General features: G+C 65.2%; 16 protein-coding genes. 6 read left to right on the top strand and 10 right to left on the bottom strand.

Annotation, left to right across the window (positions count from 1 at the left end):
• Positions 1-7 precede the first annotated feature (7 nt).
• From ACVK00_RS33265 to ACVK00_RS33250, 4 genes are all read right to left on the bottom strand, one after another.
• Positions 8-1,477 carry an aldehyde dehydrogenase family protein gene (locus ACVK00_RS33265; RefSeq protein ID WP_284901857.1) on the bottom strand — a complete coding sequence of 490 codons (1,470 nt, stop codon included), beginning with the start codon at positions 1,475-1,477 and terminating at the stop codon, positions 8-10.
• Between the two features lie 32 nt (positions 1,478-1,509).
• Positions 1,510-3,000: an aldehyde dehydrogenase family protein gene (locus ACVK00_RS33260; RefSeq protein WP_284901860.1), complete on the bottom strand. Its 1,491-nt coding sequence runs from the start codon at positions 2,998-3,000 to the stop codon at positions 1,510-1,512.
• Positions 3,001-3,028: 28 nt separating this feature from the next.
• Positions 3,029-3,919, bottom strand: coding sequence for an SMP-30/gluconolactonase/LRE family protein (locus ACVK00_RS33255; protein ID WP_354123336.1), 891 nt, complete (start codon positions 3,917-3,919; stop codon positions 3,029-3,031).
• A gap of 66 nt (positions 3,920-3,985) precedes the next feature.
• A complete protein-coding gene (locus ACVK00_RS33250) occupies positions 3,986-4,792 on the bottom strand; it encodes an enoyl-CoA hydratase/isomerase family protein (RefSeq protein ID WP_284901865.1) in 807 nt (268 codons plus the stop codon).
• A 343-nt stretch (positions 4,793-5,135) separates the two neighbouring features.
• Between ACVK00_RS33250 and ACVK00_RS33245 the strand changes: the two genes are divergently transcribed.
• From ACVK00_RS33245 to ACVK00_RS33225, 5 genes are all read left to right on the top strand, one after another.
• On the top strand, positions 5,136-5,957 hold the full coding sequence (locus ACVK00_RS33245; protein ID WP_284901867.1) for an SDR family NAD(P)-dependent oxidoreductase: 822 nt from the start codon (positions 5,136-5,138) through the stop codon (positions 5,955-5,957).
• Positions 5,958-6,049: 92 nt separating this feature from the next.
• Positions 6,050-7,504 carry an MmgE/PrpD family protein gene (locus tag ACVK00_RS33240; RefSeq protein ID WP_284901869.1) on the top strand — a complete coding sequence of 485 codons (1,455 nt, stop codon included), beginning with the start codon at positions 6,050-6,052 and terminating at the stop codon, positions 7,502-7,504.
• A gap of 100 nt (positions 7,505-7,604) precedes the next feature.
• Positions 7,605-8,423, top strand: a complete 819-nt coding sequence (locus ACVK00_RS33235; protein ID WP_354123338.1) for an SDR family NAD(P)-dependent oxidoreductase — start codon at positions 7,605-7,607, stop codon at positions 8,421-8,423.
• A gap of 711 nt (positions 8,424-9,134) precedes the next feature.
• Positions 9,135-10,247: a porin gene (locus ACVK00_RS33230; protein WP_284901884.1), complete on the top strand. Its 1,113-nt coding sequence runs from the start codon at positions 9,135-9,137 to the stop codon at positions 10,245-10,247.
• Positions 10,248-10,407: 160 nt separating this feature from the next.
• Complete coding sequence (locus ACVK00_RS33225; RefSeq protein WP_284901872.1) at positions 10,408-11,319, top strand: alpha/beta fold hydrolase; 912 nt, start codon at positions 10,408-10,410, stop codon at positions 11,317-11,319.
• Between the two features lie 51 nt (positions 11,320-11,370).
• Here the strand turns inward: ACVK00_RS33225 and ACVK00_RS33220 are convergent, their stop codons facing one another.
• Complete coding sequence (locus ACVK00_RS33220; protein WP_456826986.1) at positions 11,371-12,048, bottom strand: TetR/AcrR family transcriptional regulator; 678 nt, start codon at positions 12,046-12,048, stop codon at positions 11,371-11,373.
• Between the two features lie 497 nt (positions 12,049-12,545).
• Between ACVK00_RS33220 and ACVK00_RS33215 the strand changes: the two genes are divergently transcribed.
• Positions 12,546-13,457, top strand: a complete 912-nt coding sequence (locus ACVK00_RS33215) for an alpha/beta fold hydrolase (RefSeq protein ID WP_284901885.1) — start codon at positions 12,546-12,548, stop codon at positions 13,455-13,457.
• Between the two features lie 89 nt (positions 13,458-13,546).
• On the opposite strand, the gene ACVK00_RS33210 is transcribed toward ACVK00_RS33215, so the two are convergent.
• The 5 genes from ACVK00_RS33210 to ACVK00_RS33190 form a co-directional block, all read right to left on the bottom strand.
• Positions 13,547-14,002, bottom strand: a complete 456-nt coding sequence (locus ACVK00_RS33210; protein WP_284901876.1) for a YybH family protein — start codon at positions 14,000-14,002, stop codon at positions 13,547-13,549.
• Positions 14,003-14,071: 69 nt separating this feature from the next.
• Positions 14,072-14,860, bottom strand: coding sequence for an IclR family transcriptional regulator (locus tag ACVK00_RS33205; RefSeq protein WP_354123340.1), 789 nt, complete (start codon positions 14,858-14,860; stop codon positions 14,072-14,074).
• A 7-nt stretch (positions 14,861-14,867) separates the two neighbouring features.
• Positions 14,868-15,737: an IclR family transcriptional regulator gene (locus ACVK00_RS33200; protein WP_284901881.1), complete on the bottom strand. Its 870-nt coding sequence runs from the start codon at positions 15,735-15,737 to the stop codon at positions 14,868-14,870.
• Between the two features lie 407 nt (positions 15,738-16,144).
• Complete coding sequence (locus tag ACVK00_RS33195) at positions 16,145-17,077, bottom strand: LysR family transcriptional regulator (RefSeq protein WP_284901883.1); 933 nt, start codon at positions 17,075-17,077, stop codon at positions 16,145-16,147.
• A 91-nt stretch (positions 17,078-17,168) separates the two neighbouring features.
• On the bottom strand, positions 17,169-18,737 hold a 1,569-nt coding region (locus ACVK00_RS33190), incomplete at its 5' end, for a biotin/lipoyl-containing protein (RefSeq protein WP_456826985.1).

Genomic DNA, 18,737 nt, shown 5'->3' with positions numbered 1-18,737 from the left:
TGCCGGCTCAACCCAGATTGATATAAGTGGCCTTCGGGTACAGGAAGCTCTCAACGTGCTCTTTCCCGCCCTTCCATCCGTAGCCGCTCATCTTGGTGCCGCCGAAGCCCACGGCCGGATCGATCACGCCGTAGCAATTGACCCAGACCGTGCCCGAGCGAATACCCTGCGAGACCTTGTGCGCCGTCGACAGGCTGTTCGTCCACACGCCGCCGGCCAGGCCGTAAGGCGTGTCGTTCGCCAGTTGCAGCGCGTCCTCCATCGTGTCGAACGGGATCACCGACGCCACGGGCCCGAAAATTTCTTCCCGCGCGATGGTCATGTCGTTGCTGACATTGGCGAACACCGTCGGCTCGACGAAGTAGCCGCGCGCGAGCGCGCCGCCCGGACGCTGGCCGCCCTGCACGAGCGAGGCTTCCTTGCCGCCAATGTCGACGTAGTGCATCACGCGCTCAAGCTGGCGCTGCGAGATCAGCGGGCCGATCTGCGTATCGGGTGCAAGACCGTCGCCGATCCGGATCGTCTTTGCGAACGCGGCGATCCGCTGCACGAATTCATCGTGGATCGTGCGCTGCACGAAGATGCGCGTGCCGGCCACGCACACCTGGCCGGTGTTGGTGAACACGCCCATCGCCGCACCGGGTACGGCCTTGTCCAGGTCGGCATCGGCGAACACGATGTCGGGCGACTTGCCACCGAGTTCGAGTTGCAGGCGTTTCAGGTTGCCGGCTGACGCGCGCACGATCGCCTGCGCGGTGCCCACCGAGCCCGTGAAGGCGACCCGGTCGACGTCCGGATGCTCGGCCAGCGCCTGGCCGACGTCCTTGCCGTAGCCGGTCACGACGTTGATCACGCCGTCGGGCACGCCTGCTTCCATCATCAGTTCGGACACGCGCAACGATGACAGCGACGCATCCTCGGCCGGCTTGAGCACTGCCGTACATCCCGTGGCCAGCGCGGGGCCATAGATCCACCACAGCCCCATCAGCGGGCCGTTCCACGGGATGATTCCGCCGACCACGCCCACCGGCATCAGCTGCTTGAGCGCCGTGAAGCCGGGCGCGATCGACATCGGCGCGGTCTGCACCGCGCCTGCGCCGGTTTGCGATGCGTAGAACTGCAGCAGCTGCGACAGCCATTCCTTGTAGCCCCGCGTGCGCGCCAGCGGTGCGCCCATGTCGAGCGTCTCGATCAGCGCAAGCTCGTCGAAGTGGTCGAGAATGACGTCATGCACGCGCAGCAGCAGCTTGCGCCGCTCGTGCGGCGTGAAGCGGCTCCACGGTCCCTCGAATGCGCAGCGCGCGGCCGCGACGGCCCGGTCCACGTCCTGCGTGCCGCCCTTCGCGATCTGGCACAGCACCTCGCCGGTGGCCGGATTGATGGCTTCGATATGTTCGCCGCCGGCAGGCTCGACCCATTTGCCGCCGATCAGCAGTTTCTTGTTGCCCTGGACGAAGTTCGGAATGTTCACGCTCACCGGCGTCTCCTTCGATGTTGTTATGGGGGCGCTCACATGCGGAGCATGATCGACTTGGTCTGCGTGTACGCGTCGATCGATTCCTGGCCGAACTCGCGACCCCAGCCCGATTGCTTGTACCCACCGAAGGCCATGGCCGGATCGGATTCGCCGAAGGTGTTGATCCACAGGCGCCCGGCTTTCAGCGCGCGCACCACCTTGTGAGCCCGCGCAACATCGCGTGTCCACACTGCAGCCGAAAGACCGTAGGTCGTGTCGTTGGCCTGCAGCACCGCGTCGTCCTCGTCCTTGAACGGGATGATCGACAGCACCGGGCCGAAGATCTCTTCCTGCGCGATCCGCATGCCATTGCGTACGTTGTCGAATACCGTCGGCTCGACGAAGTAGCCAGCGCCGCGCCACGGGTCGCCGCCCAGCCGCAGCGTCGCGCCACCCTCCTGGCCGACGCCGATGTACGACCACACGCGATCGCGCTGCTTCGCCGAAATGAGCGGGCCGAGCTTCGTATCGGACGCGAACGGGTCGCCCGCCTTCCACGTCGCGGCCACCTGCGCGACGCGCTCGGCCACCTGCTCGTGGATGCTTTCCTGCACGAAAAGGCGCGTACCGGCCGAGCACACCTGGCCGGAGTTGCCGCAGAAGGTCTTCACGGCGGTCTGCACGGCCTTTTCGATGTCGGCGTCGGCGAACACGACGTTGGGTGCCTTTCCGCCGAGTTCCAGCGTCACTTTCTTGAGGTTCAGCGTGGCGTCGCGCGTGATCTGCTTGCCGACGGGCGTCGAGCCCGTGAACGCGATCTTGTCAACGCCTGGGTGTTGGGCCAGTGCGGCGCCCGCGGTCGGGCCGTAGCCCGGCAGCACGTTGATGACGCCCGGCGGCAAGTCGGTTTCCTGAATCAGTTCGGCGAGACGGATGGAAGTCAGGCATGCCAGCTCGGCCGGCTTGAGGATGACCGTGTTGCCGCAGCACAGTGCGTTGGCAAACTTGATCGCGGCCATCAGGATCGGCACGTTCCACGGGATGATCTGGCCACATACGCCGAGCGGTTCGCGCAGCGTATAGATCAACGTGCTGCCGTCCGATGGGATTGTCGTGCCCAGCACCTTCGAACACCAGCCCGCGTAGTAGCGGACGATATCCACCGTGGCTGTCACAGCGGCCTGCGCGAACCACAGCGGCATCCCATTGTCGAGCGATTCGATCGCGGCCAGTTCGTCGACATGCTGCTCGATCGCGTCCGCGATCTTCAACAGCGCGCGCGTGCGGGCATGCGGCGACAAAGCGGACCACGACGGCGCTTCGAAGGCCTTGCGTGCCGCGATCACGGCGGCGTCGACGTCGGCGCTGTCGGCCTCGGCCACGCGGCACAGCACCTGTTCGGTCGCGGGGTTGATGGTCTCGAACGTGTTGCCCGATGCGGCATCGACCCAGCGCCCGCCGATCAGCAGGCGCTTCGCGCCCTGGTTGATCCACGCGAGTGCTTTCGCGCGCGCGGCTTGCGCGGCGTCGGTTACTGTCGTCATGAAATCTCCATATGAGTGAGGTCGTGCGTCAGGCCAGCGGCACGTCGACCCGGGTCGACAACACCGCGCTCAGCGGATTGGCGCGACGCACTTCCGGATTGAAGTCGGCGGGCGTGACGCACATGAACAACGTGCGCCCATCCTCGCCGCCCAGCGCGCATGCGTAACAGTTGCGGTCGCCGGTCTGGATTTCCTCGAGAATCCTGCCGCCAGGTGCCGCGCGCAGTACCCGCGTCTTCGTGAAATCGGCCACCCAGATCGCGCCCTCGGCGTCGACCGGCGAGATGCCGTCCGGCGCCACGACGATTTCCGCCATCGACTGGATCACGTCCTCGTTCTGCGGCACCGGGCCAAACGTCGCCCAGTCGCGGCGCTCGGACAGCGATCCGTCGGGACGGATGTCGAACGCCGACATGCGGTTGCCCCAGGATTCGGACACCACCAGCGTGCGCCCGTCGATGATCGTGGCGCCATTCGCGAAATGCAGCGGCTCGCTCACCATCGTGACCGTGCCATCCGGATCGACGCGCGCCAACCGGCCCGGACGGCGCGGCGCGAGCTTCATCACATCGAAACCCAGATTGCCGACCCACACACGGCCTTGCACGTCCACCACCATGTCGTTGGGCTCGAATTCCAGGTGCGGAAACAGATCGGCATGGCGCACCACCGAACCGTCGTGCTCGCGCCGCAGCAACGTGCGGTCGTGCATGGACACGACAATCAGGCGCCCGTCGGGCAACCACCCGATACCCGACGGGCATTGGGGAACATGCATTTCCTCGCACAGGTTGCTGCCGTCCTCCCGGATCGAATACACGCATTCGGTGTACAGGTCGCTGAACCAGAAACGACCGTCATGCCAACGGGCGGCTTCGGTATGCGTCATGCCGTCGAGAAGCAGGGTGAGTTGTCTCATTTACCGTTTGTTAGTTAGGTTGAGAAGTGCGAACGAATCGCTACCGGCGCGTGCGGCCGCTCGCGACTACGGCAGCCGGGCCGACGGGAAGTCGGCCTGGCGCTTGCCGCGCAATGCCGCGACGCCTTCCTTGACGTCCGCGCCGAGGAAACACAGCATCTCCAGCGCGAGCGAATTGTCGAATACCGGCCCCGCGATGCGCATCCAGTTGTTGAGCGATTTCTTGGTCGCGCGGATCGCGGTCTGGCTGCCGCGCGCCAGACTGGCGGCGATGGCCAGCGATCGCGACAGCACCTCGGCTCGCGGTGCGCAAAAGCTGACCAGGCCGATGCGTTCCGCCTCCTTGCCGTCGACGAAATCGGCCGTCATCAGGTAATACTTGGCTTTGGCCATTCCGCACAACAGGGGCCAGACGATAGCGGCGTGATCCCCCGCCGAGACGCCCAGGCGCGTATGTCCGTCGGTCAACTTCGCGTCCTCGGCCATCACGCTCACGTCTGCCAGCAGCGCGACCGCAAGACCTGCGCCGACGGCCGTGCCGTTGATCGCGGAGACAATCGGCTTGTCGCAGGCGAGCATGTTGTAGACGATGTCGGACGCCTCTTTCATGACGCGCAGGGTCGCCTCCTGGCTGTTCGCCATTTCTTCCACGATCGACAGGTCGCCGCCGGCCGAGAACGCGCGATCGCCGGCCCCCGTCACGACGACTACCTTGACGTTCGGGTCGTCGCCGATCACGCCCCAGATCTTGGTCAGTTCCCAATGCATCCGGTTGTTCGTTGCGTTCATCACCTCCGGCCGATTGAGTGTGACGAGCAGGACGCCGTCCGGCTTGCGATCGAACAAGAGGAACTGAAAGTCTTCGTATTTCATGCGTGGCCCGGAGATTCTGTTGAGTGGCGGATGACAAGTGTCGAACCCGCCGATGGATGGAAGGTATGTTGACGCGTGGCGGCCATGAGAAATGCTTGGGATCATCATAGCGCCGATAATCTAACTAACAATCGTTATTCTATTTCTCTGATCCTGATTTCCCATCAGGGAATCCCCGTAGCCGTGCGCGCCGCGCTGAACGGCATTTTCGAACGATGGAACGCTTTGATCGCAAACCTTGTGTACTCAAGCGCGCACCCGACTAAATGATCTGATCATGCGCACGGCGACATACGTTCGTGCGGCGCACGTCCCACGGACCGACGATCAGCAGGAGTTTTTCGTGAACGAACAGGCAGGCCGGATTGCACTGGTAACGGGTGCGGCAAGGGGCATCGGAAAAGCCATCTCAATGCGCCTCGGCGAAGACGGCGCACATGTGCTTGTCACCGACATCGACCAGGACGCCGCGGCGCGAACGGCCGCGGAAATGACCACGCGTGGGTTCTCGGCCGACGCCGCAACGCTCGATGTCACGGATGCGCAAGCTGTACACGGCGTAGTCGACGCATTGCACGCGAAACACGGCCGGATCGACATCCTCGTGAGCAATGCGGGAGCGGGAAAAGCCAAGCCGTTCCTGGAGGTCACGGAAGACGAGCTGGCGTTCCAGATGTCGCTGAACTTCGCCGGCGTCTACGCGGTAGCGCAGGCCTGTGCGCGGAAGATGCGCGCGGCCCGTTACGGACGCATCGTGCTGGTGTCGTCCGTCACTGGGCTCGCCGGGCCGATCGAGCTGTCCGCCTACGGCGCGATGAAGGCCGGCCAGTTCGGCCTGATGCGGGCGATGGCGCTCGAACTCGCCGAGCACGGCATCACCACCAATGCGGTTGCGCCCGGCCCGATCGACACCGAATTGCTGCGCGCGGCTTGGCCGGCCGACATGGTCGCCGAAGCCGCCGAGCGGATTCCGGTCCACAGGCTCGGTAAACCCGAGGACGTAGCCCACGCGGTCGGGTTCCTCGCGTCGCCGCACGCGTCGTTTCTCAACGGCGTCACGATCGCGGTCGACGGCGGCTTCATCGCCGCGGGCGGCTACATGGCCGAGATCTACCGGCGCAGGAAGGCGCAGCAAGACACGCATCCCGAACCTGCATCGCCGTAGCCGCGCACGGTCGTCCCTGCTGCGAGACCCGACCCGCCGCGCGATGCCGATGCATCACGCCTCACCGCCGCTCCCACCGGACCCACCGCACCATGCCTGACACCATCATCCAGCAGTTAGCGGACTTCACCGCAGGCACCCGTTACGATCAGCTCCCTGCCCTCGTCGTCGATGCGTGCAAACGCATCCTGCTCGACTCGATCGGCTGCGCGGTCGCCGCCGTCGACGAACCGAAGGGGCGCATCGGCATCGACTATGCGCGGCTGACGGGCGGCCACGGCGACGCGACCATCATCGGCACCGGCGAGCGCGTGTCGATGTTCGGCGCGGCATTCGCGAACGGCGAACTCATCAACGCGCTCGACATGGACGCCGTCGTGCCTCCCGGCCATGTCACGCCGTACGTGCTGCCCGGCGCGCTCGCCGTCGCCGAGACGTCACACGCGAGCGGCCAGGCGCTGATCGAGGCGATCGCGCTGTCGCACGAAATGTCGTACCGCATCGGCAAGGCGATGGATTACCTGCGCGATACGCGCGACGGCAAGGTGGCGCCGCCGCCCGTGTACGGCTACAGCAGCACCGTGTTCGGTGCGACGGCCGCGATCGTCAGGCTGAAAGCGCTGCCGCCCTGTGTGCTGCCGAACGCGCTCGGCATCGCAGGCAGCATTGCGCCGGTGAATTCGCAGGTTGCGTGGTTTCAGCACGCACCGAGCTCGACGATCAAGTACCTGCTCGCGGGCGCGCTCACGCAGGCGGCGATGACGGCCGCGCACATGGCCGAACTCGGCCATCGCGGCGACGTGCAGATCCTCGACGATCGCGAGTACGGCTTCCCGCGCTTCATCGGCACGCAGCGCTGGGAACCGCAGTGCATTACCGACGCGCTGGGCGCCGACTGGCGTTTTCCATCCGAACAGGCGTTCAAGCCCTACCCGCATTGCCGCATCCTTCACGCGCTGCTCGACGGCCTCACTGAAATCGTCGAAACGAACGACATCGCACCGCACGAAATCACCGGCATCAAGGCCTGGGTCGAGGGCTTCGTCGAGCAGCCCGTGTGGCTCAACCGGCACATCGAACACGTTCACGACGCGCAGTTCAGCATCGCGCACGGCCTTGCGCTCGGCGCGCATCGCGTGCCGCCCGGCAAGGCCTGGCAGGATCCCGCGCTTGTCTTCGGGCCGTCCGTCATGGCGCTGATGGACAAGGTCACGCACGAAGTGCATCCGAACTATGTCGAATTGCTGTCCGGCCACGCCGCCAGCCGGCCGGCGAAGCTCGAAGTGTCCGCGCGCGGCCGGACTTTCGTCGACGAGCGGCGTTACCCGAAGGGCAGCCCGTCGCCGGATCCGGCGAGCCTGATGACCGATGACGAACTGATCGCAAAGTTCCGCCGCAACGTCGAGAACCTGCTGTCCGCCGGCCGGATCGACGACGTGATCGACGCGGTCTTCACGCTCGAGCGCATCGACGATGTCGCGTCGATCATGCGCATGCTCGGCCCCGATTCCGCCCGTGCCGTCGTGCGGGCACGATCGGCCGGCTGAGCTTGCCGCCTTTGCCTTATCGGCACCTCGCATCACCACCACATCGTGTCGCGGCGACGTACCGCGACACGAAGACACATCCCCTCAGGAGACATATCGCATGAGCATCGAATCCGGACATGAATCGCCGCGCGACTGGATGATCCATTCGCGCATCCAGGGCCTCGTCGCACTGGTCGTCGGCGCCGGCAGCGGCATGGGCGAAGCCGCCGCGACAACCTTCGCGGCAAACGGCGGCCTCGTGGCCGTGGCCGACCTGCATGCCGACCAGGCCGAGCGCGTCGCAGCCGGAATCGGGCGGCAAGGTGGCAACGCGATCGCACTCGGGCTCGACGTGTCGAAGCAGCTCGACATCGACACGGCGATCGACAGGACGATCTCGCACTTCGGCCGGCTCGACGTCGTGATCAACACCGCCGCGCTCGTGCGCGCCGCGATGCTCGAGGACGTCTCGCTCGACGAATGGCGCGCCGGCTTCCAGGTCAACGTCGACGGAGCGCTGATGCTCGCCCGCAGCGCGCTGCCCCATCTGAAGAAGAGCCCGCACGCGGCCATCGTGAACACCGCTTCGCTCGCGGGCGTGCACGGCTATTCGCAGGGCGGTGCGTACGGTCCCAGCAAGGCGGCGCTCATCACGCTCAGCCGCCAGATGGCACACGAATGGGCTCCCTACGGCGTGCGCGTGAACGTCGTGCTGCCCGGCGTGATCGACACGCCGATGGCACGCGGCGCCGTCCCGCAGGCACTGCTCGACCAGCTTGCGACCATGCTGCCGATGAGCCGCGTGGGCCAGCCGCACGAGGTCGCGGATCTCATCGTGTACCTGGCGTCACCGGCCGCCGGCTATCTCACGGCCCAGGCGATCGCGTGCGACGGCGGCATGTCGCACATGATGTTCGCGAAGCCGATGGGGAAGTAGGCAGCGCGAATCGACGGCGCCAGCAATCCGTACGGCGCCCTCTCCGCACGAACCGCCTGCCGCCCTGTTCGGGGCGGCCATCCCGCTCGCGCGATCGATACGCGCAGCGCACCCGTCGCATGGCATGCGTCAATGGCGCCCGCCTCGCCCGTATCGATCCGCGTGTTTCGCACGTCGCTCACGCAAGATGCCGGCCCGCACCTTCTTCATCGACGCCGCGAACACGGAGCGTGTCGCGGTCAAACTCGTCCGGACAGATCACGCAAGAAATATCCGGAAACACATTTTCAGTCCTGGTCGATGCCACAGATCAGGCAAAAAAAATCTGCCAGAAAGTATCGTTCCGCTCGACGAAATGTGACAGCCCGTCATCACCGCCTGCTACATGCGCACGACATCGAACCAACACCTGTCTCCACCACCTACAACGGAGAAAATTACTACGCATGACGAAATAACATCCTGATTTTCCCACCCGCTCACAAATTGAAGTACGGAACGTATCGATTCGTTCGGTCAAGCAGGCGCGAATCCGATGCGGGTTAGACCCAATGGAGATTCGATGCCCCGCCATACACTCTACCGAACGTTAGATTGAATTCAGCGTGATCCCGACCGCCTGCTCCGGGGGGATTTCCGCACGGTTCGTTGCAGCAACGAGTTCACCAGAAGCGATGCCTTTCCAGTCACCCATTAAATTCGGATAACGAAATGAATGTTCGCTCCCTGTCAGGCCAATTCAAGAAAAAGAAGACGATCCTTGCATTGGGCATCTCGATCCTGCCAGCATGGGCCTGGGCGCAAAGCAGCGTCACGCTCTACGGCACGCTGGATACGGGCTTCCTGTACACCAGCAAGACGCGCAATCCGGCGACCGGCGGCAACGGCGGCAAGCAGTTCGGGCTGATCAACGGCGGGCTGGAACCGTCCAATTTCGGCCTGCTCGGGCAGGAGGATCTGGGCGGCGGGATGAAGGTGACCTTCAAGCTGGAAAACGGTTTCAGCGTGGCCAACGGCGGCTACGACAACAGCAACGGCAACTTCTTCGGGCGGCAGGCGTGGCTCGCGCTCAGCGGCCGTTACGGTGAACTGAAGGCCGGGGTTCAGTACTCGCCGTTCGTGCTGGCGATCTACGAATCCGACCCGCGCAACGCCGGGCAGTTCGGCACTGCGTTCTCGGTCTATGCCGACCAAACCTTCGTGGGCACGTTCAACCCAAACGCGATCACCTATTCGAGCCCGCAGATCGCCGGCTTTTCCGCGAGCGCGATGTACGCGCCCGGCGGCGTCGCGGGCGACTTTCGCGCGGGGCAACAGTATTCGGTCGCCTTGCGCTACGCGTATCGCGGGCTCTTCATCAACGCGGCGATGTACGACTCGACCTCGGGCAGGAGCACGGCGACACTCACGACGTTCCAGCAGCCGTTCCTCGGTCGCATGATCGGCGCGGGTTACACCTTCGGCCCGGTCACGGTGAAGGGGTCGTTCACCAGCTACAAATTGCCTGCGTCGATCGTCGGCGGCGCCGTGCACGGCGGCACCAACAATGTGTGGAATCTCGGCTTCGACTACTACCCGGTTCCGCAGGTCGATATCAACTCGGGCGTGTGGTACATTCGCGACCCGCACGACTCGAACAACCGCTCGATCATGGGCGCGCTGACGACACGGTATTTCCTGTCGAAATCGACTTCGCTGTACTGGGAGTTCGGCGCGGTCAACAATCGCGGCACCGAGAAAACCGGGCTGGCGATCGACAATGCGCTGTTCGGCGCGCCGGGCACCACCATCGGCACCATCGTCGGGATCAACAAGAAGTTCTGATCGGGCACGGGCCGGGCAGCCGGCCCGCCTCGCCCGATTCGACCGGAGTACGGAACGTTTCGTCGATCCCGATTGACCCGGCTGCATGCGGCCGCGACCTTATGCACCTACAGGTCGATTTCAGCGCGGCGCGACATCGCAACGCGGGAAGCAACGGATCATGAACACTTCGATAACGACGGGAACACGCACGGCCTGCCTGACCGGCACGCCGCTTGCGTGGCAGACCAGGGATGGGATTCAACTGGCGGGCAGTGCATGGGGCGACCCCGACGGCATGCCCGTCATCCTGCTGCATGGCAGCGGGCAGACTCGCCACGCATGGGCCGGCATGGCCCGCTCGCTCGGCGCGGCGGGCTTTCGTGCGATCGCCTTCGATGCGCGGGGCCACGGTGATTCAGGCTGGTCGCCGACCGCAAACTACAGCCAGAGCGCGATGATCCGCGATCTCGAACGCGTGGTCGCCACGCTCGACGGCCGGCGGCCGATCGTCGTCGGCGCCGGGCTGGGCGGCGGCACGGGCCTGCTCGCCGTCGGCGAAGGGTATCTCGACGCGCAGGCGCTCGTGCTTGTCAATATTGCGCCGCACATCGAACCCGACGGCGCGTCGCGCCTGCATGCGTTCATGCGGCAACCCGTGGAAGGGTTCAGGTCGCCCGACGAAGCAGCCGACGCGATCCGCCGCTATCGTTCGCTGCCGGCGTATGCGCTGTCGCAGGAAAGCGTGACCCGCAGCCTTCGCTACGATGACGGCAAATACCGGTGGCATTGGGACCCGCGCTTTCTCGCGTGGCCGCGAGACCTGACGCGCCGCCATGTGCGCTTTTCAGCGAGCGCCCGCCGCCTGAGGCTGCCGACTTTGCTCGTGCGCGGCGAAGCGTCGGAGATCGTCAGCAAGAACGGCGCGCGTGAATTCCTGAAGCTGTGCCCGCATGCCGAATATGCGGATGTGCAAGATGCCGGCCACACGGTGGCAGGAGAACACTACGACCTGTTCGCCCACGCCGTGCTGCGCTTTCTCGCACGCCAGGCGGCGCACGCCCCGGCGATGTCGCTGCATGCAGCCGCCTGACGCGGCGGCAGCACGACACCGTGCGGCCGGCCGCTATCGGTGGCGCCGAGGTCAGGACGCGGTGAGTTCCGTCTTGCGGCTGCCGCGTCGCGTTTTCGCGGCGGGGGCTTTCACGGCAGGCGTTTTCTCAGCCGGCCGCACGCCTTCGAAGAACATCGCGACGAGCTGGTCAGCGACGTGGTCGAGCGACCCTTTCTTCGGATCGAACCAGGTCTGGACCGAGTTGATGCAACCGAGCACGAAGACGCGACACAGCGCTTCGTCGACATCTTCACGCAGCCACCCTTCGGCGCGCAGGTCATCGAACACCGCGGTCCAGAGCTGCTGATGCCGCTCGCGCCGCTTGATCTGGCGCTCCCGCACCTTGTCCGGAAGCTGGGTCAGGAGCCGGCTGTGCGCCAGCGCGTAGTCTCCGAACTTGATCAGTGCGCTCATCTGCCCAATCAGCGCCGCCCTGAAGCGCGCTTCCGCCGTCGCGCCGGGAGGCAATGCGTCGAAGTGCTCCTTGATGTGCTGCACGATGCTGTCCGCACCGTGTTCCATCACGACGTCGACCAACTCTTCCTTCGACGAAAAGTGATAGTAGATGCTGGCCGCTTCGATCCCCGCCTGATCGGCGATGAAACGCATCGTCGTCGCCGCATAGCCCTGCGTCGCAAAGGAGCGCGCGGCCAGGCGCAACAAGGTCTCACGGGTATCCGCACTGGGGCTTACATTTTTCTTTCGCACGTTGGTGTATCAGCCGTCCGCTGTTATCAAGATGAATGAGGAAGTTCGAATGCCGGATGGCCGGTGCCCGGCCGCGCCGGACGCCGCGCATGCCGATCATCCCGTTGCCGGCCGGCTCACCGACGGCATGTCTCCATCTGCCGACGATGCTGCCCGATTCTCTTGCTCACCGCCATCCGGTACAAAACTAATGTTTGACAGGGTATCTGATTTTCATCAGCCGGGCCAGCGAACCGGGTCATCACTGGCCGACACGGCGGACGCGATTCATCACAGCCGAGATTGCCTGAATCTCCTGCCCGCAACTGGAAATCGCTGCGCCTCGCGCGTCGGCACCACAGAGGATCGCATTGAGCGACTCAGCGCCCGCAGAGTCACAGTACGGAACGCCGGGCGCACGCACGTTGACACTCGTGCTTGCACCGGCGAAGTTTGAAGCGTTAGCGGGCCGCCCGAGCGGCGCGCCCTTCTCTACTCGGCCAACCATCGCCCAACCCATGCCTCCATCGACTGAACCGTTCATTCAAGCACCGACGAAATCAGGGAGCCGGCTTCCCGGTACACCAGATCCCATGCACACATGGCAGGGAGCGGACGGCGTGCGGCTCGCCGGCGATACGTGGGGACGACCGGAGGCGCCCCCAGTCGTGCTGCTGCACGGCGGCGGCCAGACGCGCCACGCATGGGGCGGCACCGGCGAACGGCTGGCCGACGCGGGATACTTCGCACTCGCCTACGACGCGCGGGGGCATGGAGATTCAGACTGGAGCCCCAACGGCGACTATAGCCAGGACGCGTTCGTTCGGGATCTGCGCCACGTCGTCGCCACGCTCGGCGGGCGTCGTCCCGCGCTGATCGGCGCATCGCTTGGCGGTGGTACCGGTCTCGTTGCGATCGGCGAGCGCCAGGTCGACGCGCGCGCGTTGATCCTGGTCGACATCGTGCCGTACACCGAGCCGGCCGGCGTCGCGCGAATCAGGACATTCATGCAGCAGAACGCTAACGGATTCGGCTCGCTCGACGAGGTCGCCGACGCGATCGGCCGCTACCGCTCGAACCGCACACGTCAGGGCAATCCGGCCGGCCTGTCCAAGAATGTCCGGCTCGGCGATGACGGTCGCTACCACTGGCATTGGGATCCGCGGTTCCTGTCCCGCACGATCGACCTGTCCGAGCGCCACGCTCGCCTCTCGGCATGCGCGCGCAACCTGACACTGCCCGCGCTCCTGGTACGCGGCGGCAGTTCGGACGTGGTCAGCGAAGCTGGCGTGCGCGAATTTCTCGAACTGTGCCCGCACGCCGAATACGTGAATGTCGCCGCCGCGGGACACATGGTCGCCGGCGATCGAAACGATGTGTTCGGACAAGCCGCCGAGCAGTTCCTGGCGCGTCACGTCAACGCGGCATAGAACCCGTTCAAGCGAATGAGCGGCTGGAGAATGTGCGTTCCCGCTTGCGCCACGGCCCCGGCCGGGCGCACGCAGATCCGCTGCGCGCTTCAGATCGGTGGCGTCTCCGGTGACGTCGAGAAATGATGCTGACGGATCTTCCATGAACCGTCCTGCGACGCGATCACAAGCGTCGTGCGCAACCGCGAACGGGAGGTGTTGCCGTCGCCGAGCACAAACGCGAATTCGCCATAACCTTGCGCGAGAAAGCAGTCGTCGCCGAACCGGATGAAATGCTGCTCCACCAGCTCCAGCGTGGCGGACCGGATCACACCGTTGTATGACGCAAAGTACGCACGAATCGCATCGTCTCCGGTCGAGTGGCCGGGCCTGCCGCCAAAGAACAGCGCATCCGCCGTATACACGTCGGCCAGCGCATCCGGATTCCAATCGCGCGCCGCCGCGTTCCATGCGGCTTGCACGATCGCCAGCGCGGGGCCGGGAACGTCATTCACTCCAACCATCGTGCCATTCTCCTTTTCGGTAACGCCGGATACGGCATCCAAAACTATCATTAGTTAGCTGATCGTGTGCCTTTGCGGCGCCTACCGGCACACGGTGGCATCAGCCGCGTATCAAGGCTCGCAGTCGATATCGCTCAGGATGAAAGACAGCGTGTCTGCCGCGCTCTTCAGTTCGGGCGCCACGCGCTGGCGGATTGCCGCCATGTCCGGCTCCAGTTCCACCGCGCCGCAATTCAGCGCCATCAGCGTGCGGGTTCGGCCGACCACGATCGGCACTGCGATGCCGTAGGCATTGCGTTGATATTCACCCACCGACATGCATACGCCTGTCTGTTTGAGATCCTCGAACGCAGCATCGAGGTTCTCGCGGACCGTGCTCGCATCGTCGCCGGCGGCTTCGAGCAACGCGGCGATCAGCGGCTCGCGCATCGCATCCGGCAGCCCGTACAGATAAGCGCGCCCGACCGCGGTCGACGCCATCGGCAACAGCGAACCGACGCCCAGGCGCAGTGTGGCGATCCTGGCGCTCGCGCGCCACGCGATATACACCATGTCGAGCCGATGCGGGACGGCCAGCGCGACCGACAGGTTCAGCTTGTCGGCGAGCTTCTGCATCACCGGGGTGACGAGGCGCGTGACGGGATTCGCCTCCAGGTACGCATGACCGATGCTCAGTGCACCGGCACTGAGCTCGAACTGGCGCCCGCCGCCCACCCTGCGCAGATAGCCGATCGAGATCAGGGTCGTCGTCAGGCGGGACACCGTGGCCTTCGGAAGCCCGGTGCGCCGAACCAGTTCCGCGTTGGACAATGGCGCGCGGGCCGCGCGGAACGCATGGAGCACCTCGAGCCCGCGTTCGACGGTCAGCGTGACGCCCTGTTGCTTGTCGGTCGTATTCATGTTCGTGTCAGTCGATGACGACTGCCTGCTCCTGCAAGTGCTGCGCGGCTGCGACCAGCCTCGGCCCGAGTTCCCGTTCGACTCGCGCACGCCCCAGCCGCTCGCTGCGGCCTATACAGGCCAGCACGAGCGGCGTGTGATCCTGGACCACCAGCGGCACCGCGAGAATCGTCAGGTCCGGCTCCCATTCGCCGAGCGACATGCAGTAGCCGACGTTATGCACCTGCGAAATACCTTCGCTGATGCGGCGACGCAGGTTGGGCCAGTCGCGCCCCGTCTTGCGTTCGATGTTGCCGAGCAGGTAGAAACGCTCGAGTTCCGGCAGCGCCGCCAGCAGCGCCCAGCCCATCGGCGACGACGCGATGCGCAGGCGCGTACCCGCGTGCAGCTTGAGATCGACCGACGCCGGCTTGCCCGCGCACGTCTCCATGACGATCACGTCGAGACGATCGCGCGTGCCGAGCATCACGTAGGTTTCGTTCGCGTTCGCGAACGCCTGCATTTCGAGGCGGGCGAGCAGTTGAACGTTGGAATGCGCGATCGCCGCGTAGCCGAGCGACAGCACCGGGGCTGCCAGCCGATACTTGCGGCGCTGCGGCGAATAGCGGAGGTAGCCGAGCGCGACCAGCGAGCGCACCATTCTTGATACCGTCGGTGCGGGAATGCCCGTTTCGAGTACGAGATCCTGATTGCCGAGCCACGGTGCATGCGGCGAAAACGCGGCCAGTATCGACAGGCTGCGCGCCAACGGCACGACCATCGCCCGAGACGCGTGCCCGCCGTCCGGGCCGTCGCCGTCTCCGGTCGACGTGGCATGCCAACTCGCTTCCTCCTGCGCCGACACGCGCGGCGCTGCCCGGTTTGCCTGAGGCGACATCGATTGCTCCGTTTGTCTCGATCCGGCTCTGAAAGCGGCCATGAACTGCATGTACCGGCGGTCGCGGCGGAACGCCGCGCATCGGGGCGGCACGCACGATGTGCGGCCATCCGATGTCTTGCATTACACGAGCTGGAAGGAATCGAGTCAATCGTAGCAGCGATATGTTCCGTACTTTGAAAATACGGCCAAACGTGCAAACGGTCCCGCATCACGGTACGGCACGGGGTTTTCCCGCCCCTTTCGAGGCGAGGCGCGCGCACCGGGATCCGTCGAAGTACGGAACACACATCCCGATGCAGCCGCGTACATCGGGGTGCGGCGGCCGCACCCCGACCGTCATTCGGCGCGATGCCGCGCCATCGAATGACCGGCGATCAAGCGATCTCCGGAGCAATCTCGAAACCTCAGGTCACTTTGAGCGCGGCCATATCCGCTTCGAGGGCGGTCGGAATGGACGCTTGCAGCGACTCGACGAACGTCCTGATCTTCGCATCGAGATACTGGCGCGATGGATAGAGCGCGTATGCGGTCAGCGACTGCAGCGTGTAGCCGGGCAGCACCCGCACCAATCCGCCACCTCGCAGTGTCGGCACGGCCGTCGACATGGGCAACGCGCCGATACCGGCGCCGGCACGCAAGGCAACGGCCAGCGCTTCTGCCGTATTGACCCGGAGCTTGGCCGGCGGCAGTTCGAACCGCTCGGCGCCCTGCGGCCCGGTCAACTGCCAGTGGTTGTTCGGGAACACGGACGAGACGATTTGCAGGCAAGCGTGTTCGGCGAGCATTTGCGTATCGAGCGGTACGCCATGTGTGTCGAGATAAGCCTGTGATGCACATAGCACGCTGCTGAGCCCGCCGAGACGCTTCGACACGAGCCCAGAATCCGGCAGGTCCGTCGCACTCAATTGCAATGAAACGTCGTAGCCATCATCGATCAGGTCAGGCACATGCTGAGACAGCGTCAGCTCGACCTGCACGTTCGGATAGGATTGCCGATATGCCAAGACAGCAGGCAATACGTAGCTTTGGCCGAATCCCGGTGTCGCATGCACACGCAAGCGCCCGGCCGGCCTTGCATGCGCGTCGGCGGCCTCCGCCTCAGCCAGGTCGATGCCGTCGAGAATCTGCTCGCACCGACTCAGATAGCGTTCCCCCGCTTCCGTCAGTGCGATCCGTCGCGTCGTTCGGTTGATCAACCGCGTCCGCAGATGCGTTTCGAGCGCACCTACCGCACGCGACACGAGCGCGGTTGTCACGCCCATACGCTCTGCCGCGCCGGTAAAGCTGCCTTCTTCGGCAACGCGCACGAAGAATTTCATTGCCTGAAGCTTGTCCAACCGATCACTTCCTAATCAAATCGATCCGATCAAAGGTACGCGACAGATAACCACACGCGCCTGAAATCGTGGTCCGGCAAACGAGCCAGCGTTACACGGCTCCCTTCAACTCGATCAGCAGATCCTTCGCCGCGACCCGCTCGCCCGGCTTCACATGCACGGCCGCGATCTCGCAGTCGCGCTCTGCGGCGATGTGCGTTTCCATCTTCATCGCCTCGAGCGCGAGCAGCGTCGTGCCGGCCGTCACGCGCTGCCCCGGCTGCACGGCGACCGTCACCACCGAGCCCGGCATCGGCGCGGCGACATGCAGCGGATTCGCCGGATCGGCACGCTGCAAGCCGTGGCGCTCCTTGCCCGCCTGCACGACCGTCTTCTGCTCGACCAGCGCGGAACGCGACTGGCCGTTCAGCTCGAACAGCACCTTCACGATGCCGTCCTGCGCATCGGCGTGCTGGCCCTGCAGCGACACGAGCAGCGTCTTGCCCGGTTCGATGTCGATCGCCACTTCCTCCTGCGGCTGCAGCCCGTACAGGAACGCCGGCGTCGGCACCACCGACGTGTCGCTGTACGCGCGAACGTGCGCGTAATAGTCGATCGTCTGCTTCGGATACATCAGGTAGGACGCCAGTTGCCGGTCGTCGAGCGGCTGCTCGCAGGCGGCCTCGGCCTGCGTGCGTACCGCGTCGAGATCGACCGGCGGAATCTGGTCGCCGGGCCGATACGGCGCCGGCGGTTCGCTCTTGAGCACCTTGCGCGACAGCTCCGCCGGGAAGCCGTCGGGCGGGAAGCCGAGCTCGCCCTTGAACAGCGACACGACCGACTCGGGGAACGCGAGGTCCTTGTCCGGGTTGCGCACGTCGTCCACGCTCAGGTCGTTCGCGACCATCATCAGCGCCATGTCGCCGACCACCTTCGACGTCGGCGTGACCTTCACGATGTCGCCGAACAGGCGGTTCACGTCCGCATACGCGCGCGACACCTCGGTCCAGCGATGATCGATGCCGAGCGAGCGCGCCTGCTCGCGCAGGTTCGTGTACTGGCCGCCGGGCATCTCGTGACGATAGACGTCGGCCGTGCCCGCGCGGATCTCCGATTCGAACGGCGCGTAATAGCGACGCACGCCTTCCCAATACATCGACGCTTCGTGCAGGCGGTCCGCGTCGAGCCCCGGATCGCGCTCGCCGCCGACCAGCGCGGCCGCGATGCTCGACAGGTTCGGCTGTGACGTGAGGCCGCTCATCGCGTCGAGCGCGCCGTCCACCGCGTCGCAGCCCGCTTCGACCGCCGCGAGCACCGACGCCGCGGCGATCCCGCTCGTGTCGTGCGTATGGAAATGCACGGGCAGCCCGGTTTCCTCCTTGAGCGCCTTCACGAGCGTCGCGACGGCCTGCGGACGGCAGATGCCGGCCATGTCCTTGATGCCGAGCACGTGCACGCCGGCTTGCTGCAATTCGCGCGCGATGCCGACGTAGTACTTGAGGTCGTACTTCGAGCGCGATGTGTCGAACAGGTCGCCGGTGTAGCAGATCGCGCCTTCGCACAGCATCCCGCTTTCGCCAACCGCGTCGATCGCCACGCGCATGTTGCGCACCCAGTTCAGCGAGTCGAACACGCGGAACACGTCGACGCCGGCGCTTGCGGCCTGCTGCACGAAGAAGCG

This window comes from Burkholderia sp. PvR073 (assembly GCF_054055695.1).
The sequence above is the reverse complement of the archived record's forward strand: the minus strand, read 5'-3'. Positions and strand labels throughout refer to the sequence as shown.